Source organism: gamma proteobacterium SS-5 (assembly GCA_009497875.2).
In the GTDB taxonomy this organism is placed as follows: domain Bacteria; phylum Pseudomonadota; class Gammaproteobacteria; order Chromatiales; family Chromatiaceae; genus Magnetovirga; species Magnetovirga frankeli.
Genome location: CP032508.2, coordinates 3,302,503 through 3,324,094, shown reverse-complemented (window position 1 = coordinate 3,324,094; position 21,592 = coordinate 3,302,503). Strand labels below are relative to the sequence as shown.

24 protein-coding genes are annotated in these 21,592 nt (G+C 63.4%); 13 read left to right on the top strand and 11 right to left on the bottom strand.

Annotation, left to right across the window (positions count from 1 at the left end; genetic code table 11):
• The first annotated feature begins 3 nt into the window (after positions 1 to 3).
• From rsxD to D5125_03545, 3 genes are read left to right on the top strand one after another with little or no spacing between them, the layout of a single operon-like run.
• Positions 4 to 1,047 carry an electron transport complex subunit RsxD gene (rsxD, locus tag D5125_03555; GenBank protein ID QFY88631.1) on the top strand — a complete coding sequence of 348 codons (1,044 nt, stop codon included), beginning with the start codon at positions 4 to 6 and terminating at the stop codon, positions 1,045 to 1,047.
• Positions 1,044 to 1,724 carry an electron transport complex subunit RsxG gene (gene rsxG, locus D5125_03550; protein QFY91042.2) on the top strand — a complete coding sequence of 227 codons (681 nt, stop codon included), beginning with the start codon at positions 1,044 to 1,046 and terminating at the stop codon, positions 1,722 to 1,724. Before rsxD ends, rsxG begins: the two co-directional genes overlap by 4 nt.
• Entirely contained in the window at positions 1,721 to 2,446 is a 726-nt protein-coding gene (locus D5125_03545; GenBank protein QFY88630.1) for an electron transport complex subunit E, read from the top strand. The genes rsxG and D5125_03545 overlap by 4 nt, the downstream gene beginning before the upstream one ends.
• Here D5125_03545 and D5125_03540 read toward each other — a convergent pair.
• The 3 genes from D5125_03540 to D5125_03530 are packed head-to-tail and all read right to left on the bottom strand — an operon-like array spanning position 2,443 to position 6,957.
• Positions 2,443 to 4,353, bottom strand: a complete 1,911-nt coding sequence (locus D5125_03540) for a response regulator (GenBank protein ID QFY88629.1) — start codon at positions 4,351 to 4,353, stop codon at positions 2,443 to 2,445. The two genes, D5125_03545 and D5125_03540, sit on opposite strands and share 4 nt — an antisense overlap.
• Positions 4,354 to 4,935, bottom strand: a complete 582-nt coding sequence (locus D5125_03535) for a YfiR family protein (protein QFY88628.1) — start codon at positions 4,933 to 4,935, stop codon at positions 4,354 to 4,356.
• A 15-nt stretch (positions 4,936 to 4,950) separates the two neighbouring features.
• Positions 4,951 to 6,957: a TonB-dependent receptor gene (locus tag D5125_03530; protein QFY88627.1), complete on the bottom strand. Its 2,007-nt coding sequence runs from the start codon at positions 6,955 to 6,957 to the stop codon at positions 4,951 to 4,953.
• Positions 6,958 to 7,384: 427 nt separating this feature from the next.
• On the opposite strand from D5125_03530, the gene gshB reads away from it, so the two are divergent.
• Together gshB and D5125_03520 are read left to right on the top strand one after the other, a co-directional pair.
• Positions 7,385 to 8,317, top strand: a complete 933-nt coding sequence (gene gshB / locus D5125_03525) for a glutathione synthase (protein QFY88626.1) — start codon at positions 7,385 to 7,387, stop codon at positions 8,315 to 8,317.
• Positions 8,318 to 8,370: 53 nt separating this feature from the next.
• Positions 8,371 to 9,405 carry an FAD:protein FMN transferase gene (locus D5125_03520; GenBank protein ID QFY88625.1) on the top strand — a complete coding sequence of 345 codons (1,035 nt, stop codon included), beginning with the start codon at positions 8,371 to 8,373 and terminating at the stop codon, positions 9,403 to 9,405.
• Between the two features lie 187 nt (positions 9,406 to 9,592).
• Here D5125_03520 and rpsT read toward each other — a convergent pair whose 3' ends face one another.
• The 5 genes from rpsT to D5125_03495 form a co-directional block, all read right to left on the bottom strand.
• Entirely contained in the window at positions 9,593 to 9,856 is a 264-nt protein-coding gene (rpsT, locus tag D5125_03515; protein ID QFY88624.1) for a 30S ribosomal protein S20, read from the bottom strand.
• Positions 9,857 to 9,931: 75 nt separating this feature from the next.
• Entirely contained in the window at positions 9,932 to 10,711 is a 780-nt protein-coding gene (locus tag D5125_03510) for an SIMPL domain-containing protein (GenBank protein ID QFY88623.1), read from the bottom strand.
• Between the two features lie 63 nt (positions 10,712 to 10,774).
• Positions 10,775 to 11,968 carry a hypothetical protein gene (locus D5125_03505; GenBank protein ID QFY88622.1) on the bottom strand — a complete coding sequence of 398 codons (1,194 nt, stop codon included), beginning with the start codon at positions 11,966 to 11,968 and terminating at the stop codon, positions 10,775 to 10,777.
• On the bottom strand, positions 11,965 to 12,450 hold the full coding sequence (locus D5125_03500) for an NfeD family protein (protein QFY88621.1): 486 nt from the start codon (positions 12,448 to 12,450) through the stop codon (positions 11,965 to 11,967). Before D5125_03500 ends, D5125_03505 begins: the two co-directional genes overlap by 4 nt.
• On the bottom strand, positions 12,447 to 13,376 hold the full coding sequence (locus D5125_03495) for an SPFH/Band 7/PHB domain protein (GenBank protein ID QFY88620.1): 930 nt from the start codon (positions 13,374 to 13,376) through the stop codon (positions 12,447 to 12,449). Before D5125_03495 ends, D5125_03500 begins: the two co-directional genes overlap by 4 nt.
• Positions 13,377 to 13,679: 303 nt before the next feature.
• Between D5125_03495 and typA the strand changes: the two genes are divergently transcribed.
• The 6 genes from typA to hisF all read left to right on the top strand — a co-directional run bounded on the left by typA (position 13,680) and on the right by hisF (position 19,316).
• Positions 13,680 to 15,491 carry a translational GTPase TypA gene (typA, locus tag D5125_03490; GenBank protein ID QFY88619.1) on the top strand — a complete coding sequence of 604 codons (1,812 nt, stop codon included), beginning with the start codon at positions 13,680 to 13,682 and terminating at the stop codon, positions 15,489 to 15,491.
• 291 nt (positions 15,492 to 15,782) lie between these two features.
• Positions 15,783 to 16,220 (top strand): D-tyrosyl-tRNA(Tyr) deacylase, encoded by a 438-nt coding sequence (locus tag D5125_03485; GenBank protein QFY88618.1) that lies wholly within the window; start codon positions 15,783 to 15,785, stop codon positions 16,218 to 16,220.
• A 129-nt stretch (positions 16,221 to 16,349) separates the two neighbouring features.
• Positions 16,350 to 16,940 (top strand): imidazoleglycerol-phosphate dehydratase HisB, encoded by a 591-nt coding sequence (hisB, locus tag D5125_03480; GenBank protein ID QFY88617.1) that lies wholly within the window; start codon positions 16,350 to 16,352, stop codon positions 16,938 to 16,940.
• Entirely contained in the window at positions 16,940 to 17,563 is a 624-nt protein-coding gene (gene hisH / locus D5125_03475; GenBank protein ID QFY88616.1) for an imidazole glycerol phosphate synthase subunit HisH, read from the top strand. The genes hisB and hisH overlap by 1 nt, the downstream gene beginning before the upstream one ends.
• 150 nt (positions 17,564 to 17,713) lie before the next feature.
• Positions 17,714 to 18,448 carry a 1-(5-phosphoribosyl)-5-[(5-phosphoribosylamino)methylideneamino]imidazole-4-carboxamide isomerase gene (gene hisA, locus D5125_03470; protein ID QFY88615.1) on the top strand — a complete coding sequence of 245 codons (735 nt, stop codon included), beginning with the start codon at positions 17,714 to 17,716 and terminating at the stop codon, positions 18,446 to 18,448.
• Between the two features lie 112 nt (positions 18,449 to 18,560).
• Positions 18,561 to 19,316, top strand: coding sequence for an imidazole glycerol phosphate synthase subunit HisF (gene hisF, locus D5125_03465; protein ID QFY88614.1), 756 nt, complete (start codon positions 18,561 to 18,563; stop codon positions 19,314 to 19,316).
• Between the two features lie 276 nt (positions 19,317 to 19,592).
• On the opposite strand, the gene D5125_03460 is transcribed toward hisF, so the two are convergent.
• From D5125_03460 to D5125_03450, 3 genes are all read right to left on the bottom strand, one after another.
• A complete protein-coding gene (locus tag D5125_03460) occupies positions 19,593 to 20,087 on the bottom strand; it encodes a GNAT family N-acetyltransferase (GenBank protein QFY88613.1) in 495 nt (164 codons plus the stop codon).
• Entirely contained in the window at positions 20,084 to 20,356 is a 273-nt protein-coding gene (locus D5125_03455; GenBank protein ID QFY88612.1) for a DUF1778 domain-containing protein, read from the bottom strand. Before D5125_03455 ends, D5125_03460 begins: the two co-directional genes overlap by 4 nt.
• A gap of 152 nt (positions 20,357 to 20,508) precedes the next feature.
• Positions 20,509 to 20,697 (bottom strand): hypothetical protein, encoded by a 189-nt coding sequence (locus D5125_03450; protein ID QFY88611.1) that lies wholly within the window; start codon positions 20,695 to 20,697, stop codon positions 20,509 to 20,511.
• Positions 20,698 to 20,936: 239 nt separating this feature from the next.
• On the opposite strand from D5125_03450, the gene D5125_03445 reads away from it, so the two are divergent.
• Together D5125_03445 and D5125_03440 are read left to right on the top strand one after the other, a co-directional pair.
• Positions 20,937 to 21,128 (top strand): hypothetical protein, encoded by a 192-nt coding sequence (locus tag D5125_03445; GenBank protein QFY88610.1) that lies wholly within the window; start codon positions 20,937 to 20,939, stop codon positions 21,126 to 21,128.
• Positions 21,125 to 21,529, top strand: a complete 405-nt coding sequence (locus D5125_03440) for a type II toxin-antitoxin system death-on-curing family toxin (GenBank protein QFY88609.1) — start codon at positions 21,125 to 21,127, stop codon at positions 21,527 to 21,529. The genes D5125_03445 and D5125_03440 overlap by 4 nt, the downstream gene beginning before the upstream one ends.
• Positions 21,530 to 21,592: the final 63 nt, after the last annotated feature.

The following is a 21,592-nucleotide window of genomic DNA, read 5'->3' as shown; positions in this document are numbered from 1 at the left end:
CCCATGCCCTTCCAGGTCCTATCCTCACCCCACGACCACCCGGCGAGGCCGGTCAATCGGCTCATGCTGCAGGTGCTGCTGGCCCTGATCCCGGCCATAGCAATTATCACCTGGTTCTTCGGTTTCGGCCTGCTGATCAACCTGACCCTGGCCAGCGCTACCGCCCTGCTGGCGGAGGCGGCGGTGCTGCGCCTGCGCCGCCGCCCGGTGCGTCCGGCCCTGTTCGACCTCAGCGCCCTGGTCAGCGCCTGGCTGTTGGCCATCGCCGTGCCCACCATCCTGCCCTGGTGGATGGTGGTACTGGGCAGCCTGTTTGCCATAGTGGTGGTCAAGCAACTCTACGGCGGGCTGGGCTACAACCCCTTCAACCCGGCCATGGCCGGTTATCTGCTGCTGCTCATCTCCTACCCCATGGAGATGACCCAGCGCCTCTCCCCCAGCATCCCCCGCGAGCACATGCCGGACCTGCTGCAATCCCTGCAGATCAGCTTCTTGCGCGTCATCCCTCCCGGCACCACCTGGGACGCACTCACCGGCGCCACCCCCCTGGATGAGCTGCGCACCAAACTGGCCATGGGCCTGCGCGTGGATCAGATCCACTCCGGCTCCTTCTGGGGCCACCTCACCGGCCAGCCCTGGGAATGGGTCTCCCTGGCGCTCTTTATCAGCGGCCTGTGGCTGATCTATCGGCGGGTGATCAGCTGGCATATCCCGCTGGCCTTTCTCGGCTCCCTCAGCGCCCTGGCCTTTCTGTTCTTCCTACTCGACCCGCAGCGCTATCCGGTGGGCTTTTTTCACCTGGTCAGCGGCGGCACCATGCTCGGCGCTTTCTTCATCGCCACCGATCCGGTCACCGCCAGCACCACCCCATTGGGACGGCTGATCTACGCCGCCGCCATCGGCGTTATCGTCTTTGCCATCCGCAGCTGGGGCGGCTATCCCGATGCCGTGGCCTTCGCCGTGGTACTGATGAACATGGCCGTGCCCATGATCGACCACTACACCCAGCCCCGAGTCACCGGGCATAAACGGAGGCTGGGGCCGTGAGCGGGGCGCGCAAGATCATCCAGGCCGGCCTGCTGCTGGCGCTTTTCGCCCTGGTGGGCACCGGGCTGGTGGCCTTTGTCCATCAGCAGACCTGGGAGCGTATCGCCGAAAACGAGCGCCAGGCCCTGCTGGAGAAGCTGCAACGGCTGATCCCCCCCGAGCGCATCGATAACGACATGATCGAAGACCGCATAGAGGTCCGCCGCGCCGACCTGCTCGGGGCGAATGTGACTCGGCTGTACCGGGGCCGACTGCGCGGTGAGCCGGTGGCGGTGGTGCTCAATCCCGTCCTGGCCCAGGGCTACGGCGGCGCGATGAACCTGCTGGTGGCGGTAAACCGGGACGGCAGCCTGGCCGGGGTAAGGGTCATTGCCCACAAGGAAACGCCAGGGCTGGGGGACAAGATGGATGAGGAGAAATCGGACTGGATCTACGGTTTCGATGGCAAGAGCCGCAGCAACCCCGCCCCGGAGCAGTGGCAGGTAAAGCGCGATGGCGGCGTGTTCGACCAGTTCACCGGCGCCACCATCACCCCCCGCGCCGTGGTGGCGGCGGTGAAAAAGGCCCTGGACTATGTGCATGAGCAGGGCGAGGAACGCCTGTATCGCCCTCGACAGGTACAGCGCCCGGCGCAGGCACCACCGGCCCAGGCCAAATCCAAGGAGACAACCCCATGAGCCAAGCCAAACCCCTGAGCGCAGGCCCGGCAGCCGAATACGCCCGGATCGTGCGTGACGGCCTGTGGCACAACAATCAGGCCCTGGTGGCCCTGCTCGGCCTCTGCCCCCTGCTGGCGGTGACCAACAGCGCCATCAATGGCCTCGGCCTGGGCCTGGCCACCACCCTGGTGCTGCTGCTGTCCAACAGCACGGTGTCGCTGATCCGCAATCTGGTGCGGCCCGAGGTGCGCCTGCCGGTGTTCGTGCTGGTCATCGCCTCTTTTGTTACCGCCGTGGAGCTGAGCATGAGCGCCTGGTTCCACGAGCTGCACAAGGTGCTGGGCATCTTCATCCCACTGATCGTCACCAACTGCACCATCATCGGCCGCGCCGAGGCCTTTGCCTCCAAAAACAACCTGACCCGCTCGGTGGTGGACGCCCTGGCCATAGGCCTGGGCTTCACCCTGGTGCTGCTGGTGCTGGGGGGGATGCGCGAGCTGGTGGGCCAGGGCACCCTGTTCGATCAGGCCCACCTGATGTTCGGCGAGGCCGCCCGTGGCCTGACCCTGAGCCTGGGCGAGGACTTTCGCGGCATGCTCCTGGCCATTCTGCCCCCCGGCGCCTTTATCGGCCTGGGGCTGCTGATTGCGTTGAAGAACCTGATCGAGGAGCGGGAACAGAAGGCAGAGGACAGAGGACAGAGGACAGAGGACAGAGGGCTGAAGGCTGAGCGCGCCTAGTCTATTTCCAACACCTCCTGCAACACCTGTTGGGTGGTCTCCAGGTTGATGGGCTTGGCCAGGACCTTGTTCATGCCGATGTCCAGGTAGGTCTGGCATTCGTCCTTGAGCACGGCGGCGGTGAGGCCGATGATGGGCAGCCGGGCGATTTTCGGGTCGCTGTGGGCGCGGATCTGTTGCGTGGCCTCTATGCCGTTCATGCCGGGCATGTGGACGTCCATCAGGACGGCGTCATAGGGTTGCTGTTCCAGCTGTTGCAGGGCCTGTCGGCCGTCGCTGGCGGTGCTGACCGCCAGGCCTGCGCGGCCCAGCAGCAGCTCGGCGGCGGTGCGGCCGATCTCGTCGTCGTCCACCACCAGCAGGCGCAGCCCCTTTAGCGAGGGGCTGCCGACCTGGGCCTTGGGCTGGGATTGGGGGGCGGGCTGCTGGGCCGGCTCCAGGGGGATCTCAATGTGGAACAGGCTGCCCTGATCCGGCGAGGAGCGCAGACCGATGAAACCGCCCAGCTGATCCACCAGCAGGCGGCTGATGGCCAGGCCCAGGCCGGTGCCGGCGTGGCGCTTGCTGAACCCCTGGCTGAGCTGGACGAAGCGGTCGAACACACGCCCTTGCAGCTCGGCGGGGATGCCGGGGCCGCTGTCCTCTACCTCGACGCGCAGGATCAGGCGCTGGGCCGGGGCCTGGCGCAGCAGCAGCCGACAGTTGACATGGCCCTGCTCGGTGAACTTGATGGCATTGCTGATCAGGTTGCCGATCACCTGTAGCAGACGGGTCTTGTCGCCATACACCCTGGGGGCCACCTGGTCGTCCAGCTCCAGGTTGAAGGCCAGGCCCTTGGCCTCGGCCTGGTGGCGGTAGAGGCTGTTGCACTGGTCGATGATTTCCTGCAGGGCAAAGTCACCGCGCCGGATCTCCAGGTTGCCCGATTCGATACGGGTCAGATCGAGGATATCGTTGAGGATGCGTACCAGATTATCCGCCGAGTGCAGGATGGCGTCGGCGTAGCGTTTCTGCTCGCGGTCCAGCTGGGTGTCCAGCAACACCTGGGTCATGCCCATGACGCCGTTCATCGGGGTGCGGATCTCGTGGCTCATATTGGCCAGGAAGTCGGACTTGGCCTGATTGGCCACCTCGGCCCGCTGTTTGGCCTGTTGCAGCTCGGCGGTGCGCTCGTCCACCAGCTGTTCCAGCTGTTCGCGGTGGCGACTGAGTTCCCGGTCGTTGGCCTCCAGCCGGTCGAGCATCAGATTGAAGCCACGGATCAGCCCGCCGAGCTCGTCCTGTCCGGTGGGTTCGGCGCGGGCACTGAGGTTCTTGCGCTCGGTGACCTCTTCCATGCTGTGCAGCAGCCGCCCCACCGGCAGGGAGACCACCCGCTGTAGCCGGTTGGACAGCCACAGCGCCAGCAGCATGGCCACCACGAACATCGCCGCTACCAGCAGGGCCTGCTGCAGCAGGGTGACGCGGGCGCGGCGCATGTCGCCGATCAGCTCCACCTGGCCCAGGATCTCGCCATCGACGAGGATAGGTTCAACCACGCGGATGTGCCCCAGCAGCAACAGCCCCTGGAGGCCATCCTGCAACTTCAGCCCGGCGAAGTCGCCGGTCTGGTAGTCGGCAAACAGGCGGCCTTGGGGATCCAGGATCTGGGCGCGGACGATGTCGGATTGGCTGCGCAAGGTGGCCAGCACCTCTGCCGCGCTGGCACGGTCGTCAAACGCCAGGGCGGCGCTACTGTTGGCGCTGAGCACCGAGGCCAGGGCCTGCAGGCGGCCACTGGCCTCATTGCGGGCGTTGGTCAGGTTGATCAGAAACAGGAGCAGCAGGCTGAGCAGCAGCACAACCCCTGCCGTGCCCAGGATGATGGCCATCAGTTTGTAGCGGATGGGGGCGTCGCGCAGGTTCATTCAGCCCCCGACCACATCCGCCAGCTTGAGCAGGCGTGAACTGATGCTCAGTCCGGCCCGCTGCGCGGCGCTGCGGTTGATCCGAAAGCGTATCTTGCCGTTACGCCGGTAGAGTTCGATGATGCCGCCGCTGCGGCTGAAACGGCTGATCTGACTGATGCTGAGCACCGGCCGACCGGCCAACTGACGCGCCAGGCCGGAGCCTTCCGAGCGGGCGATGTAGGCCATGTGGCAGGAATCGGGCAGGGTGTTGCCGTCCAGCGCCTTGACCCTGAGGGTGCGACCCTTGACCAAGCGGCCATCCAGCCGCCGCAGGTCGCCGTTGAGGCCATCCTGGCCGATCAGGCACAGGTTCAGCGAGGCCTCCCCGTCACTGAAGCTGCTCGTCGGCCATTGGGTGAACTTGGCGAAGTTATACACAAAGGCGGCCTTGAGCAGGCGCTCCTGGGCCTGGCCCTTGGCCCAGATCGGGTCGGCCAGCAGGCAGGCGAGCAGACAGCAGCCCAGCAGCAGGTAGCGCTGGGGGGGGGTGCGATTCGCCGAGGTTGCTTGGCTCTCAGACGCAGGCAGCATCGTCATCATGTCGTTCCATGCACGTTAAAATCTGTAGCGCAACTCGGCAAAGGCGCTGCGTTCAGCCAGGGGCAGATCGTCGATCAGGCCGCTGCCGGTGTAGCTGCGCGCCTCTTGGTCAAACAGGTTGCGCAGGGATACGGCCAGCTCCCAGTGGGGGTCCGGGCTGTAGCGCAGGGTGGCGTCCGCCAGCCAGTGGCTGTCCAGATCGGCGCGGGCATCGCTGGGGGCGCGTTCGCGCTCATCGCTCCAGTTGGCCTGCAGATTGAGCTGCCAGCGCGGGGCCAGCTCCCAGTCCAGGCGCAGGTAGGCCTCCTGATCCGGCGTGCTGTAGAAGCGGTTACCCTCATCGCTGTGGTGGTTGCGGCTGTAATTGCCGGACAGGCGCAGGCGGTCATGGATCTGCCACCAGGCCTCCAGCTCCAAGCCACGGATATCATGGCTGCCGCTGTTGCGATACTGATTGAGCAGGCGGTCGTAGCCGATCATGTTGTCCTGCTGGTAGTAGAACAGGTTGAGATTGAGGCGCAGGTCCTTGCTGGCGGCGTAGCTGAAGGCCAGGTCCCAGGTCTCGGATTCCTCCGGTGCCAAATTCGGGTTGGCCAGGGCGCCGGTGACCACCGGATAGCTCTCCAGAAAAGATGGCGGGCGGAAGGATTGGCCATACATCAGCTTGCTGGTGAGCTTGGCGCTGGTGTTCCAGACCAGGGCCAGACGCGGGTTGAAGGTGCCGCCAAAGTCGGAATACTGGTCATAGCGCGCCCCCAGCGTGGCCTGCCAGTCCTTCGCCAGCTGCCATTCGTCCTGTACCAGCAGGTAGCGGATCTCACGGCTGCGCTCGGGGGCGAAGGCATAGGGGCTGTCGCTCAGCTCCACCAGGGGGCTACCGACGGGCAGGGGCAGGCCATCGGGGCCGGTGCCTGCGTTGACCCATTGCTCGACCCGGTACAGGTCCTGCTGGCTGAAGCCCAGGCCCAGGGTGATGCTGTGGTCGGCAAGGCCGCTGTAGCGGCCACTGAGATCAAACCCCAGCTGGCGCTCGGCGGAGGCCATCTGGTTCAGCTCGCCCTGGGGATAGAGCAGGCTGGGGGGCTGCTCGCGAAAGCCGCTGCCGGAGTCGTAGCTCAGCTGCTGGCCGCCGAGCTTGAACTTCAGCCCCCAGTGTCGGCTGAAGTGGGGGTTGTCGTAGAGCAGGTCCAGGCTCAGGCGCTCGTCCTCGGCGGAGGTCAGCTCATCCAGCACACCGCGCCCGGCCAGGCCGGTCTCCAGGTTGTCGTGGCGCATGTAGTCCGCCAGCAGGCGCCAGTGGCCACGGGCCAGGGACAGGCGCAGGTCCATATTATCCCAGCCGTAGGGGGCTATGCCGCTGGCGCCGTTGGCATCGCGCAGGATCAGGGGATCATGGCCCGCGGTGCTGGAGACATCGGCGGTGAGGCCCAGCTCATAGCCGCCGACCTGGCCGCCGAATTGGCCCCAGGCCTGCTGGCTGTCGAAGCTGCCCAGGCGCAGCCCGGCCTCGGCACGGGTAATGGGGGCGGCGGTCTTGGTGATGACATTGATGGCCCCGGCGGAGGCATCGGCGCCGAACAGGGCGGAGCCGGGGCCACGCAACACCTCGACCCGCTCGATGATGCTGGCGGGCAGGCCCTTCCAGAAGATGCCATAGCCCCAGACCAGGTCTTTCATCGGTCGGCCATTGACCATCAGCAGGGTCTGGTTGGCGCTGGCACCGCGAAAGTGGATCAGGGGCCGGTTGCCAAAGCCGCTGTAGCGGATATGCACGCCCGGCACGGACTCCAGCACCTGGATCAGGTTGGTCGCCCCGGTGGCCTTGATGTCCTCGGCGGTGATGGCGGAGACCACCGAGGGGGCCTTGGCGATAGGCTGCGGGGTGACGCTGGAGATACTGACCTTTACCTGCATCAGCTGTTCCAGGTCCATGCTCAGCAGCTGGTCCAGGTTGCCGGTGTTGGCCAGAGCCGGGCCCGACAGGCTGGCCAACAGCAGCAGGGTGACTGGGGTGTGGTTCATAGGGTTGCCGTTGATGTCGGGATTTTGCGGGAGGGTAGCATGGCTGCTGCGGTCCGGTACATTTAGTATAGTTCCTAGGAGCCTGTCGGGTTTAGGTGCCCGTAGCGAGCAAGGTGGGAGAACGAGAACAAATTTTCACGATTTTGAGGCGCATAGTTGGCCTACGCAACGAAAAATCGGGGCCAATGTTTAAAACAATTTTGGGCCGTTCTTCCCACCGGCGCAGTAGGAGCATCCTAAATCCGACAGGCTCCTAGATTACCCTGAAAGCCAAGCAATTTGTAGAAGTTCGCCAAGGGTGCGAGAGATTTGGATTGCGCATTTGCGACTTGCTTGAGCCCACTATTCTGCCGACAATGCCCGGCTACTGCATTGATGAGGCCTGCCCGCGACAGTGAACGCTCCTTCCCGTCCCCTCCGCCTTGGCATGGTGATGGACCCCATCGCCGACATCAAACCCAGCAAGGATTCCAGCCTGGCCATGCTGCTGGAGGCGCAGCGGCGCGGCTGGTCCCTGGCCTATATGGAGCTGGGCGATTTGTGGCTGCGCGATGGTCAGAGCTGGGGCCGTATGCGCCAGCTTGAGGTCAGGGATAGCGCCAGCGATTGGTTCAGCCTGGGCGCCGAGTCCGATCAGCCCCTGGCCGAACTGGACCTGCTGCTGATGCGCAAGGACCCGCCGTTTGATAGCGAGTTCCTCTACGCCACCCAGCTGTTGGAGCTGGCCGAGCGCCAGGGGCTGCTGGTGGTCAATCGGCCTCAGGCCCTGCGTGATTGCAACGAGAAGCTGTTTGCCAGCTGGTTTCCCGAGCTTTGTCCGCCGAGCCTGGTGAGCAGCAGTAGCGCACGCCTGCATGGCTTCATCGCCGAGCAGCGGGATGTGGTGCTCAAGCCCTTGGATGGCATGGGCGGGGCCTCGATCTTTCGTGTCCGCGCCGGTGATCCCAATAGCGGGGTGATCATCGAGACCCTGACCGCTCAGGGCCGCCGCTATGCCCTGGCGCAACGCTTTATCCCGGCCATTGAGCAGGGCGACAAGCGCATCCTGATGATCGACGGCGAGCCTGTGCCCTATGTGCTGGCGCGTATCCCCCGTCCAGGGGATAACCGGGGCAACCTGGCTGCTGGCGGCAGCGGCCGACCCCAGCCCCTGAGCGAGGGGGATAGGCGCATCGCCGAGCGGGTCGGCCCGGTGCTGCGTGAGCGCGGTATCGGCTTTGCCGGGCTGGATGTGATTGGCGATTATCTGACCGAGATCAATGTCACCAGTCCCACCTGCATCCGCGAGCTGGATCGGGCCTATGGCATCAATATCGCGGGCGATTTGCTGGATGTGTTGGAGCAGAGGTTGGAAAAGTGAGCCGAATAATTTTGATCGCATCGGGACTCGTCAGTTGCCAGGGTTTATTTAAGATGGCGCTGGTCGGCCTCCTTTCCGGCCTGCTCTTGGCCGGCTGCGTCGGTAATAAAAATCCGGCCATCAGCGAGCGCATCCTCGCCTTTGGCACCCTGATCGATGTCACCATCGTCGGGGCCACCAAGGCCGAGGCCAAGGCAGCCATGGAGCAACTGCAAGGCCTGTTCACCCAGCTGCATCGGGACTGGCATGCCTGGGAGCAGGGGCCAGTGCAGCAGATAAACGCCCGCCTGCGTGCCGGGGAGTCCCTGGTGCCCAGCCCAGTGGTGGCACCCCTGCTCAGGCTCTCCATCCCCCTGGCCGAGGACTCGGACCACCTGTTCAATCCGGCGGTGGGTGATCTGATCGACCTGTGGGGCTTCCAGGGCAAGCCCGGCACCTGTGACCACCTGCCCGATGATAAGGCCATCAAGGCCCTGGTGGCAAAGAATCCGCGTCTGTCCGATCTGAGCTGGCAGGGGGATGAACTGAGCAGCGGCAACCCGGCGCTGCGCCTGGACTTTGGTGCCGTCGGCAAGGGCTATGGCGTGGACCTGGCTATAGAACGGCTACGCGGGCTGGGTATTGAACACGCCATGGTCAATGCTGGTGGTGATCTGCGCGCCATCGGCAACCGCTCCGGGCGGCCCTGGCGTATCGGCATCAAGCACCCCGATGGTAGCGTGCTGGGGGCCTTGGAGATCAGCGGCGATGAGAGCGTGTTCACCTCCGGCAACTACGAGCGCCAGTACCGCTGTAACGGCCAGCTCTATCACCATATCATCGACCCGCGCACCGGCTACCCGGCCCGTGGCACCGATTCGGTTACTGTGATTCACAAGAACGCCGCCACTGCCGATGCCGCCGCCACCGCCCTGTTCATTGCCGGGCCGGAGCGCTGGCAGGAGATCGCCCAGCGCATGGGTATCAGCGAGGTGGCCCTACTGGACGATCAGGGCCACCTCTACCTGACGCCACAGATGGAAAGGCGCCTGAAGCTGCTCAACACCAAGGTACGCCTGAGCGTGGTATCCCCCCGAGAAGGGGGATAGCGGGCGGAGCAGAGTTACTGTGAAACATCCGTGGCAACTCGCGAGTCCCGAGTCCCGAACCCCGAGTCCCGGAGCCGCCAACAGATGTTTCATGTTCCGGGGTGGCGCTGTCTGCTCCATGTCCGTTAGGGGCAGACACAAAAAAACCGGCCAAGGCCGGTTTTTTTGAAGCACGCCATGGCGCACATCAGGCCATGGCGGCGATACGGGCATGGATGCGACTCTTGTGCCGGGCGGCCTTGTTCTTGTGGATCAGGCCCTTGTTGGCGGCGCGATCGAGCAAGGACACGGCCTTGACATAGCTCTCGCTGGCCAGGGTCTTATCTCCGGCTTCAATGGCGTGAAGCACCTTCTTGAGGTAGGTGCGCATCATGCTGCGCCGGGAGGCATTGCGCTGGCGGCGCTTCTCTGCCTGATTGGCGCGTTTACGGGCTTGGGCGGAATTGGCCACACTGGTCTCCTAAAAAATCTCTGCACTCAACGGAAAGGGCGTGATTATCGGCCCCGGATGCCCCGCTGTCAAATCCTATTCTGCCGCCTGTTCCCCTGTTGGTTCTTCCGCCGCTTCTCCGGTTGGCGGCCCGGCGTTGTCTGGCGCTGCTGGGTCCGGTTTGAGTTCTATGGTGCCGGTGAGGGTGACGCTGACCTGCTGCTCGCCGCCTTGCAGGCTGGGTGGCGCTACCGCTTCCACCGGGGATCGGGCCAGGGCGGCCTGCAGGGGCATGGGCTGGGGCGGCGGGTTTTGTCGGCTCTGGATGGCCATCTGCACCAGCCGGTAGCCATCTCGGCCCCAGCCCATGGCGATGCGCTGGGCGCGCTGGCGGAAGGCCGTCAGGCCCTGGTCGATGAGTGCTTCGGTGGTGGTATCCAGCTGTTGTTCGGAGATCGAGTAGTTGATCGACTCCACGTTGAGGTCGGATTGCAGCTTGCCGATCAACAGCCCCAAGGCGCTGGCGTCATCGCCTTGCAGTTCCAGGGTCTGACGTACCCGCCAGCCTTCTACCCGCTGTTCACGGTAGATGGGGCTGCTGCTGTAGCCCAGGGTACGGGCCTTGATGCCCGGCTCGTTTTTGGTCAGATCCAGGGCCAGGGCAATGCGCTGGTTGACGGCGTCGGCCAGTCGCGCCGTGTCCAGCCCCTGTTCCTCGGCAAAGAGCACGGCGCGCAGGCGCTCTTGGCGCACATCGGCCTTGACCGTCACCGCCAGCATGATGCGCTCGTAGGTCTCTTCCGCCTGTACCGCCAGACTGCTCAGCAGCAACGGCAAGAGCAGCAAGGATTGCAAGGAGATGGGGTTGGCTTTCATGGTGGTTGTCTCCAGTGTGGATCAAACTCGGGGCTTGGTAGCTTTCAGCCTTCAGCTATCAGCCTATTGCTCCTTAAGCACATCGTCGGCGTTGCCCAGCTCCTGGTCGGGGCCGGGGGAGACCAGTTTGAAGCCGTTCTCGCCGATGCGTATCTCTATGCTGCCGCCCCAGGGGTCTTGCCAGTCCTGTTCGGTGATGCCCATGTCGGTCTTCAGCGCCGCCTTGAGTTGTTCCGGGGTGCTGGCCTGGGCGCTGTTGGCGGCGAATTCCTCTTGCCAGGTGGCGATGGTGCCGAGCAGGTTGTCGAAGCGGACATTCAGCTCGTCACGCTGCAAGGCGATGATCATGCTGTTATCGATCTCCACCGGCTCGGGCGCGGTCTGGGGCTGAGTTGTGGCTTGCGGCGCTGCTGGTGCCGGTGGTGGGGCGGGTTCGGTCAGCAGCAGGAAGTAAGCGGTTGCGGCCAGGGCCAGCAGGCCGGCACCGGCGGCCAGGGGCAGGAGCATTTTTTTGCCCGGCCCGCCCTGGCCTTCTTCGGCCCGGCCCAGGCCCGGACGCCGGAAGCTGGGGGCGGTGGAGGCCTGCGGCAACATGCCGCCCACGCCTGCGCCCACATCGGTGCTGACATCGCCTATGTCCACCTGCTCGGATTTGTCTTCCTCGGACTCTGCCGGGGTGCCAGTGGGTACTGGCGGTGGGCCGCTGGCCGGTGCTGGCGCATCCAGGCCGGAGGCTGCGGTTGGGCCGGGCGGCGGTGGCGGTGCGGGCGGTTGCGCTGGTGGCCGATCTGGGGCCTGCTGCGGCGAGGGATCGGGCGTGTCCAGGTGCAGCTCGTCTTCCAGCTCGGCCGGGGGTTGCAGCTCGGGCTGCGGCGCGGGTGCGGGTGCCGCGTCCACCAACTCCAGGGAGAAGTCGTCCTCCTGGGCCGGGGCCTGCGCGGCGGCGGGTTCAGGGGCGGGTTCGGGGTTCGATGCCGGGCTGGCCTCGGGGCTGTCTTCCACCAGCTCCAGGGTGAAGCCCAGGTCGGGCACCGCCTCGATCTCGCACTCGGCACCGGTGTTGCGCAGGCGGTGGCAGACCTTTTCCGCCGTTTCCCGGTCCAGCTTTTTCTTCAGCACCGTGGGCGAGCCGTTGAAGTAGGTGCGACCGGTCTCCCAGGGGATGTGAAAGCTGTCGGAGAGGAATTGGGCGGCCAGGTCCGGCGAGCGCCCCTCCATCAGGTTGCCGGTCAGTTTGACGTAGTATTCATCGCTCATGGGTCGTTTGCCTCTTGCTCGGCCTGGGTTGGCTGCTCTAGGGGTTCGATCTGCAACACCACGCCATCCACGCCGACGACGCGCACCTGGCTGCCCTCGGCGCAGTCCGGCCCGCTGACCTTCCAGCTGCTGTCATCGACGCGGATCTTGCCGTAGCCGTTGACTATGGGGGTGGACAGGCTGAAGGTGCGGCCGACGTATTGCTGGCCGCGCCGGTTGAGCAGGGGGTGGTCGCTGTGCAGGGGATGGCGGTCCAGGTAGCGGCGGGAGGCGAGGATGCTGGCCAGGCTGAAGATGGCGAACAGCAGTACCTGCCACTCCCAGGCCAGGCCGGGGAACAGCAGCAGGATCAGGCCCACCACTCCGGCGGCCAGGCCCATCCAAAGGAAGAAGACCGCTGGTGAGAGGATCTCCAGGACGATGAAGACCACCCCCAGCACCCACCAGTGCCAGTAACCGATCTGCAGGCTGAATTCCATCATTCGGCCTCGGCCTTTTTCTGGCCGAAGGCCTGCCTGGCGATCTCGCCGATACCGGCGACGCTGCCGATCAGGCTACTGGCCTCCAGCGGCATCATGATGATCTTCTGGTTGTCGGCGCTGGCGATCTGGGTCAGGGCCTCGGTGTATTTCTGCGCCACGAAGTAGTTGATGGCGTTGACATCCCCCTTGGCGATGGCCTGGGAGACCATGGCCGTGGCGCGGGCCTCGGCCTCGGCCAGGCGCTCGCGGGCCTCGGCCTCGCGGAAGGCGGCCTCCTTCTGTCCCTCGGCCTCCAGGATGGCCGATTGTTTTTCGCCCTCGGCCTCCAGGATGGCGGCCTGCCGCTTGCCCTCGGCCTCCAGGATGGCGGCGCGCTTCTCCCGTTCGGCCTTCATCTGGCGGGCCATGGAATCCACCAGGTCACGGGGCGGGGTGATGTCCTTGATCTCGATGCGGGTGACCTTGATCCCCCAGGGGGTGGTGGCCTCGTCCACCACGTTGAGCAGGCGGGTGTTGATGGCGTCGCGCTCGGACAGCACCTCGTCCAGGTCCATGGAGCCCATCACGGTACGGATATTGGTCATGGTCAGATTCAGCGTGGCGTATTCCACCTGATTGACCTCATAGGCCGACTTGGCCGCGTCCAGCACCTGATAGAAGACCACGCCATCCACCTGCACCATGGCGTTGTCCTTGGTGATGATCTCCTGGGAGGGCACATCCAGCACCGTCTCCATCATGTTCACCTTGGCCCCTATGGTATCGATCACCGGCATGATCAGATTCAGCCCCGGCGTCAGGGTCTTGGTGTAGCGGCCAAAGCGCTCCACCGTGTATTCATAGCCCTGGGGCACGCGCTTGACCCCAAGGACAACAATGAAACCGGCCAGCACGGCCAGGGCAATAACAACCGCTCCGATCTCCATAACCACTCCCCCTCTCGTAAGATTATTGAATTAGCATGAACCTTGGCGCTGCAATCTGTAACGGCCCGACAAGTGGCCGTTCACTGGGCCTGGTCGGGCTCAACGACTTTAATTTGAAGCCATTGGTCCCACCCCATCGGCTCCGCGCCATCCCCGGTCAAAGAATACTGGATTTGGCCAGAAGCGCCAATTACCGCTGCGCAGCGGCCTTCAATCCGGCCCCGGTCGGGGCCCTCAAATCCGACAGGCCCCTGGCCCCGGTCTGGGGTATAATCCGGCCCCTTTTCCTCAGAGCATGCCCGCGTGATACAAAACCTGCGCAATATCGCCATTATCGCCCACGTTGACCATGGCAAGACCACCCTGGTTGATGAACTCCTGAAACAGTCCGGCACCCTCGGTGACCGCTTCGGCCCGGTAGAGCGGGTGATGGACTCCAACGACCAGGAGAAGGAGCGCGGTATCACCATCCTGGCCAAGCCCACCGCCATCAACTGGGGTCAGTACCATATCAATATAGTAGATACCCCAGGGCATGCCGACTTCGGCGGCGAGGTGGAGCGGGTGCTATCCATGGTGGATTCCGTGCTGCTGCTGGTGGACGCGGTGGAAGGCCCCATGCCGCAGACCCGCTTCGTTACCGAGAAGGCCCTGCGCCGGGGCCTGCATCCGATCGTGGTGATCAACAAGATCGACCGCCCGGCGGCACGACCCGACTGGGCCCTGGATCAGACCTTCGACCTGTTCGACCGCCTCGGTGCCACCGATGAGCAGCTGGACTTCCCGGTGGTCTATGCCTCCGGTCTGGGCGGCTTTGCCGGCCTGGAATCCACGGTGCGCGAGGGCAACATGGAGCCCCTGCTGCAACTGATCGTCGATCGTGTGCATCCACCCCAGGTGGAGCCGGAAGACCCCTTCCAGCTGCAAGTCTCCCAGCTGGACTATAACAGCTATGTGGGAGTCATCGGCATCGGCCGTATCAGCCGTGGCCGGGTCAAGACCAACACCGCCGTCACCCTGGTGGACAAAGCGGGCAACCGGCGCAATGGCCGCGTCCTGCAACTGTTCGGTTTCATGGGGCTGGAGCGGGTGGAGGTGAGCGAGGCGCAGGCCGGGGATATTGTCTGTTTCACCGGGCTGGATCCGCTGAACATCTCCGACACCCTGTGCGACCCCAACGCGGTGGAGGCCCTGGCCCCCCTGTCGGTGGACGAGCCGACGGTGACCATGACCTTCCAGGTGAACAACTCGCCCTTTGCCGGGCGTGACGGCAAGTTCGTCACCAGCCGCCAGATCAAGGAACGGCTGGAGCAGGAGCTGGTGCACAATGTCGCCCTGCGGGTGGAACAGGGCTCGGACCCGGACAAGTTTCGCGTTTCCGGCCGCGGCGAGCTGCATTTATCTGTGCTGATAGAGACCATGCGCCGCGAGGGCTTCGAGCTGGGCGTGTCCCGCCCCGAGGTCATAGTGCGCACCATAGATGGCGAACCCCAGGAACCCTTTGAGCAGGTCACCGTGGATGTGGAGGAACAGCATCAGGGCGGGGTGATGGAGCGGCTCGGCTCCCGTGGTGGCGACCTGAAGAACATGGCCCCCGATGGCCAGGGCCGGGTGCGCCTGGACTACATCATGCCGGCCCGTGGCCTGATCGGCTTTCGCACCGAGTTTCTTACCGCCACCCAGGGCTCGGGGCTGATCTATAGCGTGTTCGACCACTATGGCCCGTTCAAGCGCGGCGACTACGGCAGCCGCAAGAACGGCGTGATGATCGCCAATGCCCCCGGCAAGGCCCTGACCAATGCCCTGTTCAACCTGCAAGAGCGCGGGCGGCTGTTCATCGGCCACGGCACCGAGGTCTATGAGGGCATGATCATCGGCCTGCATTCCCGCGACAACGACCTGGTGGTCAATGCCCTCAAGGGCAAGCAGCTGACCAACGTGCGCGCCTCCGGCACCGACGAGGCTCAGGTGCTGACGCCGCCGGTGGTGCACACCCTGGAGCAGGCGCTGGAATTCATCGACGACGACGAGCTGGTGGAGGTTACCCCCAACCACATCCGTCTGCGCAAGAAGCTGCTCACCGAGATCGAGCGCAAACGCGCCAGCCGGGGCTAGCTGACGGCCGAACGCTGGCCAAAAAAAACCCCGCATCCGTGCGGGGCCGAGAATCGCCGACTTGGTTGGTACACTGGTCCTGAGCCGCTTGGCAATGTTGCTGTCCTGGCCTCCTCTCCCTGGCATCCTTGCCCATGATTCCCTGTTCTCCTTGCTCCGGCGACGGGAACCATTATGTTCAGGCGAGAGGTGCCAATATATGGCTTTTTGACAGTCTCCTTGTAAACAAATGACCATAGCCTTAAAAAGTTTTCGATAGGCATATAATCATATTTAATTAATAAAGACCTAATGATCGCCTTGATTCAACGAGTTACACACGCCAAGGTAGAAATAGGCGAAAAAATCGCCGGAACTATCGATCAAGGCGTCCTGGCCTTGATCGGCGTGGTCCGGGCCGACACCCCGGCCAACGCCGAGCGACTGTTACAGCGCCTGCTCGGCTACCGCGTCTTCCCCGACGCACAGGGCAAGATGAACCTCAGCCTGCAAGACATCCAGGGCGGCCTGCTGCTGGTGCCCCAGTTCACCCTGGCGGCGGACAGCAAAAAGGGCATGCGACCCAGCTTCACCCCGGCAGCATTGCCGGAGCAGGGCAGGGCGCTGTTTGAGCAACTGCTAAGGCTGGCCCGCGAGCGCCACCAGCCGGTGGCCAGCGGCGTGTTCGGTGCCGACATGCAGGTCAGCCTGTGCAACGACGGCCCGGTAACCTTCTGGCTGGAGGGTTGATGTGCTAGAGTTTGTTTCGATTTTCGACGCAGAGAACGCAAAGTAGCGCAGAGTGCGCAGAGAAATGAAAAACTCTGCGTACTTTGCGCTTCTCTGCGCCCTCTGCGTCCCTGATTTCTGAGAAAACCCATGCCCAGAACCGCACTTGTTGAACGCAACACCCTGGAGACCCGGATTCGGGTTGAGCTGAACCTGGACGGCAGTGGCCGTGGCCAGTTCGCGACCTGCATCCCCTTCCTGGAGCACATGCTCGATCAGGTGGCCCGCCATGGCCTGATCGACCTGGACATCCGCTGTGAGGGTGACCTGCACATCGACGCCCACCACAGCGTTGAGGACATCGGCATCGGCCTGGGTCAGGCCCTGGCCCAGGCCATCGGCGACAAGAAAGGCCTGCTGCGCTACGGTCACGCCTATGTGCCCCTGGACGAGGCCCTGTCACGGGTGGTGATCGACCTGTCCGGTCGGCCGGGGCTGGAGTTCCAGGTGGATTTCCGGCGCGCCATGATCGGTAGCTTCGATGTCGATCTGTTCCACGAATTCTTCCAGGGGCTGGTGAATCATGCCGGCATGACCCTGCATGTGGATTGCCTGCGCGGCCGCAACGCCCATCACATCGCCGAGACGGTATTCAAGGCCTTTGGTCGCGCCCTGCGCATGGCCCTGAGCCCTGATCCGCGCATGGCCGATGTCGTTCCCTCCACCAAGGGCAGCCTCTGATGGGCCAGAAGATCGCCGTCATCGACTACGGCATGGGCAACCTGCGCTCGGTGTCCAAGGCAGTGGAGCACGTCTGTGCCGCCGCTGATGAGGTGCGGGTGACCGATGACCCGGCCTGGATCGCCAGCGCCGACCGCGTGGTCTTTCCCGGTCAGGGCGCGGCGCGAGATTGCATGGCTGCTATCGGTCAGCATCATCTGAACCAGGCCATCCGTCAGGCCGCGGCGAGCAAGCCCTTCCTCGGTATCTGCATGGGCTTGCAGGTGCTGCTGAGCCACAGCGAGGAGAATGGCGGTACGGATTTGCTCGGGCTGTTTCCCGGTGAGGTGCGGCGCTTTGCTACATCCGAGCTGAAGGTGCCGCACATGGGCTGGAACCGAGTGCGGCCGAGCCGCGAGCACCCCCTCTGGGCGGGCATAGAACCGGGTAGTCGCTTTTACTTCGTGCACAGCTACCACGTGGTGCCGCAAGACACGGGGCTGATCGCCGCCACCACCGACTACGGCATCGCATTCACCAGCGCCATCGCCCAGGGCCGCCTGTTCGCGGTGCAGTTCCACCCGGAAAAGAGCGCCGACAATGGCCTGCGCCTGCTGCAGAACTTCGTGCGCTGGCAGGTTTAAGGACGCAGAGAACGCGGAGTAGCGCAAAGTACGCAGAGGAAATTTTTGAACAACTCTGCGATCTCCGCGCTCCTTTGCGGCCTCTGCGTCCAAACGTTTGCGTTCATTCGCGTTCATTTGCGGACCCTTTTCAATCATCCAGGACAAACCATGCTACTGATACCTGCCATTGATCTGAAAGACGGCAACTGTGTGCGCCTGCGTCAGGGGCGCATGGAGGACGACACGGTATTTGATGCCGATCCCCTGGCCCCGGCGGCGCGCTGGGTGCAGGCGGGCGCCCGGCGCCTGCATCTGGTGGATCTGAACGGTGCCTTTGCCGGTCAGCCGGTCAACGGCGAGGTGATCCAGGCCATCTGCGAGGCCTGGCCGACGCTGCCGATCCAGGTCGGCGGCGGTATCCGTGATGAGGCCACCATCGAGGCTTACCTGGATATGGGCGTCAACTTCTGCATCATCGGCACCCAGGCGGTGAAAGATCCCGAGTTTGTCGCCCGCGCCTGTGGTCGGTTCCCCGGTCACATCATCGTCGGCCTGGACGCCAAGGAGGGCAAGGTGGCGATCAACGGCTGGGCCGAGGTCACCGATATCCAGGTCAGCGATCTGGCCAAACGCTTCGAGCAGGCTGGCGTCTCCGCCATCGTCTATACCGACATCGGCCGTGATGGCATGATGACCGGCTGCAATGTCGAGGCCACCACCGATCTGGCCAACGCGGTGAAGATACCCATCATCGCCTCCGGTGGCATCACCAATCTGGACGACATCTGCCGCCTCTGCGCCGCCGACACCAACAACATCATGGGTGCCATCACCGGCCGGGCGATCTATGAGGGCAGCCTGGACTTCGCCGCAGGCCAGCGCCTGGCGGATGAGTTGAGCTGATTAGAGCAGGACGCAGAGATCGCGGAGAAGCGCAAAGAACGCAGAGAGAATTTCTAAAAAACTCTGCGATCTCCGCGCTTCTTTGCGTCCTCTGCGTCCAGAGGAACACAACATGCTAGCCAAACGTATCATTCCCTGCCTAGACGTGGACAACGGCCGCGTGGTCAAGGGGGTCAAGTTCGTCGAGATCCGCGATGCCGGTGACCCGGTAGAGATCGCCCGGCGCTACAACGAGGAAGGTGCCGACGAGATCACCTTTCTCGACATCACCGCCAGCTCCGACAACCGCGCCACCCTGGTGCATGTAGTGGAACAGGTGGCCTCCGAGGTGTTCATCCCGCTCACCGTCGGCGGCGGCATCCGCCAGCCCGAGGATGTGCTGAGGATGCTCAACGCCGGTGCCGACAAGGTGGCGATCAACACCGCTGCGGTGTTCAACCCTGAGTTCGTCAAAGAGGTTTGCGACCGCTTCGGCTCCCAGTGCATCGTCGTCGCCATCGACGCCAAGCGTGTTGACGATCATTGGGAGATTTTTACCCACGGCGGGCGCAAGCCCACCGGCCTGGATGCGGTGGCCTGGGCGCGCAAGATGCAGGACTACGGCGCAGGCGAGATCTTGCTCACCAGCATGGACCGCGACGGCACCAAAATCGGCTTCGACAACGAGCTGACCCGCGCCATCAGCGAGGCGGTGAGCATCCCGGTAATCGCCTCCGGCGGCGTCGGCAACCTGCAGCATCTGGTGGATGGCGTCACCGAAGGCAAGGCCGACGCCGTGCTCGCCGCCAGCATCTTCCACTTCGCCGAGTACAGCATAGGCCAGGCCAAACGCTACATGGCCGAGCGCGGCGTCGAGGTCCGCATTTAGGATGCAGAGAACGCAAAGAAGCGCGCAGGGTTTTTATTGGCGTCCATTCGCGTTTTCTCGTTCCCACGCGCTGCGTGGGAATGCAGCACCTCCGCGCTGCGGAGACAACGAACAGCTTAAGTTGATGCCAATGGGCCTTGATTCCGGGCTATACCCAACAGCGGGAATTACGGTGACAGCATTAAAGCAGGTTCTGTATCGATGGCAGCCTCCTTTTCAACCTGGGACAAAAGGCAAGACCGCTCGGTTCATATGCACCCAGCATAACGACTGTCCTCACGTCTTGACGGAGTTCAAACGCAGCATCAGTGTCATCGGCTGCTGTGGCGATTCACGAAAGCCGTAATGTTCATAAAACCGCTTTGCAGGGTCGTGAAGAGCGTGGACGAGCAAGGCTCGCACGCCAGCGTTTTGCGACACGGCCACGGCCCGATTGACCGCATCTTGAAGCAGAGCGGTGCCAAGTTTTCTGCCCTGGGCACGGTGGTCAATGGCGAGTCTGGCCAGAACCAGCACGGGCACCGGGTCGGGCATGTTGCGTCGCACGCTACTGGTGGTCGCCTGGTGTGAAACCGCACCTGCAGCCATTGCGTAGTAACCAAACACGCGATCGTCCTGATCAGTGACGACAAAGGTGCGGCTCGCGCCACTCAGCTGGTTGGTTAGCGCCCGGCGCTTGAGCCATTCGTCAAGGCTGGATTCCCCGCAGGCGAATTGATCCAGAACCTGGGTGGTAGCGAGTGGTTGCGGTGCCCTCAGCCGCAAGCTCATGCCCCGCCAGTATCCCAGGGAGGCTTGACGGCCATGAGGCGTTCCAGCCCGGGATTCGGCTCAGGGGGCGCATCCAGCATTGCGGTGAACTGCTTGAACTTGTCGGCGTCCAGGCTGAAAAAGACCTGGTCCAACACAATGGCTTGAGCACGCTCGCAGGCCGCTTCGAGCATGAAGTCCGAGCGGTTTTTGCCAAGCAGGCTGGCCGCGTGATCGATCAGATCACGCTGTTCAGGCAGGGCCCGCAGATTGATGGCGGCGTCACGCATTGACCTCTCCCAGTGCGCATACACAAAAGATATACGAATCATGGTCCAGCGTGTAGCCATTGTCAACACGCGGTCGCGGCGCTTGTCGCGCGTTATCGTTTACACGGGACACATGTTCGGCGGCACGGTGCTTGATGCGCACGCACTCGAGTTCAGGGTTCGTTCTCATAACGGATTACCTTAAGGGGCGAAACGATGGGGCCATGGCTTTCCGGTGTATTGACGGCTTGGACGGTTGCAATCCCTGTGGACACCTCGTTGCCGCCGTTATGCATCAAGCCGCAATCCGCCCCCCATTCGGCCATTTCCACGGCGTTGTGTTTGCGCCGGGCCTCGGCCACCAGGGTTTCCAGTTGTTCGAATTACGCTGACACATTACCGCTAAACGGGGTGCGTCCCCTATTATTCCTTGCCACCCCAGCCAGCCGCTTGCACAAAACCCTGGCTGAGGCATAATCCGGGCATAACTGCTGGGCATACTCTGGCAATAGGGGTACGCCGCCTATTTTGCAGGAGCCTGAGAATCTGTTTCCGGCTTATAGGGAGCACCTGTCTAGCAAAACCTAGGAGTCTGCATTCAATGAAACATTTGTCAGTAGAGATCGACGAAAAGCTGTATGAACCCTTGCTGGCTTTGCTGCGCCAGTTTCCCGAGGATAGAGTGCATATCCTGGAGCAAACCCCGTCTTCTCATCCTCAAGCATTGAGTTTTGAAGAAGCCATGGCGCATACCTTGGATAAGAATGCTGAACTCTACAAGCGGTTGGCATGAGGCCACTACTGACCAAGGCGCAACTGGAGCGTCTGCACAGTGCCATCATCAGCCAATCTGGAGGCGCCGAGGGATTGCGTGACGCCAAGGCGTTGGATTCTGCCCTTGCCCAGCCGAGCCAGGCCTTTGCCGGTCAACTCTTGTGCCCCGATCTCATTGCCCAGGCTGCCGCGCTAGGCTTCTTTTTAATCAGCAACCATCCTTTTCTGGACGGCAACAAGCGCATTGGCCACGCGGCCATGGAAGTGGTTTTGCAGATGCATGGCATGGAAATCCGGGCCTCTGTCGATGAACAGGAGCGCCGGATACTGGATGTGGCCAGCGGTTGTTGTACTAGAGCAGACCTTGAAGACTGGTTACGCAAGGTTGTCTTTGAGCGTTCATCCCCCCTGTCAGGCTAGATGGCCGACAGGGCGGATTTTTAGTTCCCGGACAATGGGACACGTCCACTATTATTTTCCTAG

Bases quoted from the DNA above. Each gene is read 5' to 3' on its own strand.
- rsxD (QFY88631.1), top strand. From the start codon at position 4: ATGCCCTTCCAGGTCCTATCCTCACCCCACGACCACCCGGCGAGGCCG.
- D5125_03545 (QFY88630.1), top strand. From the start codon at position 1,721: ATGAGCCAAGCCAAACCCCTGAGCGCAGGCCCGGCAGCCGAATACGCC.
- D5125_03540 (QFY88629.1), bottom strand. From the start codon at position 4,353: ATGAACCTGCGCGACGCCCCCATCCGCTACAAACTGATGGCCATCATC.
- D5125_03535 (QFY88628.1), bottom strand. From the start codon at position 4,935: ATGATGACGATGCTGCCTGCGTCTGAGAGCCAAGCAACCTCGGCGAAT.
- D5125_03530 (QFY88627.1), bottom strand. From the start codon at position 6,957: ATGAACCACACCCCAGTCACCCTGCTGCTGTTGGCCAGCCTGTCGGGC.
- gshB (QFY88626.1), top strand. From the start codon at position 7,385: ATGGTGATGGACCCCATCGCCGACATCAAACCCAGCAAGGATTCCAGC.
- D5125_03520 (QFY88625.1), top strand. From the start codon at position 8,371: ATGGCGCTGGTCGGCCTCCTTTCCGGCCTGCTCTTGGCCGGCTGCGTC.
- D5125_03510 (QFY88623.1), bottom strand. From the start codon at position 10,711: ATGAAAGCCAACCCCATCTCCTTGCAATCCTTGCTGCTCTTGCCGTTG.
- D5125_03505 (QFY88622.1), bottom strand. From the start codon at position 11,968: ATGAGCGATGAATACTACGTCAAACTGACCGGCAACCTGATGGAGGGG.
- D5125_03500 (QFY88621.1), bottom strand. From the start codon at position 12,450: ATGATGGAATTCAGCCTGCAGATCGGTTACTGGCACTGGTGGGTGCTG.
- D5125_03495 (QFY88620.1), bottom strand. From the start codon at position 13,376: ATGGAGATCGGAGCGGTTGTTATTGCCCTGGCCGTGCTGGCCGGTTTC.
- D5125_03485 (QFY88618.1), top strand. From the start codon at position 15,783: ATGATCGCCTTGATTCAACGAGTTACACACGCCAAGGTAGAAATAGGC.
- hisB (QFY88617.1), top strand. From the start codon at position 16,350: ATGCCCAGAACCGCACTTGTTGAACGCAACACCCTGGAGACCCGGATT.
- hisH (QFY88616.1), top strand. From the start codon at position 16,940: ATGGGCCAGAAGATCGCCGTCATCGACTACGGCATGGGCAACCTGCGC.
- hisA (QFY88615.1), top strand. From the start codon at position 17,714: ATGCTACTGATACCTGCCATTGATCTGAAAGACGGCAACTGTGTGCGC.
- hisF (QFY88614.1), top strand. From the start codon at position 18,561: ATGCTAGCCAAACGTATCATTCCCTGCCTAGACGTGGACAACGGCCGC.
- D5125_03460 (QFY88613.1), bottom strand. From the start codon at position 20,087: ATGAGCTTGCGGCTGAGGGCACCGCAACCACTCGCTACCACCCAGGTT.
- D5125_03455 (QFY88612.1), bottom strand. From the start codon at position 20,356: ATGCGTGACGCCGCCATCAATCTGCGGGCCCTGCCTGAACAGCGTGAT.
- D5125_03445 (QFY88610.1), top strand. From the start codon at position 20,937: ATGAAACATTTGTCAGTAGAGATCGACGAAAAGCTGTATGAACCCTTG.
- D5125_03440 (QFY88609.1), top strand. From the start codon at position 21,125: ATGAGGCCACTACTGACCAAGGCGCAACTGGAGCGTCTGCACAGTGCC.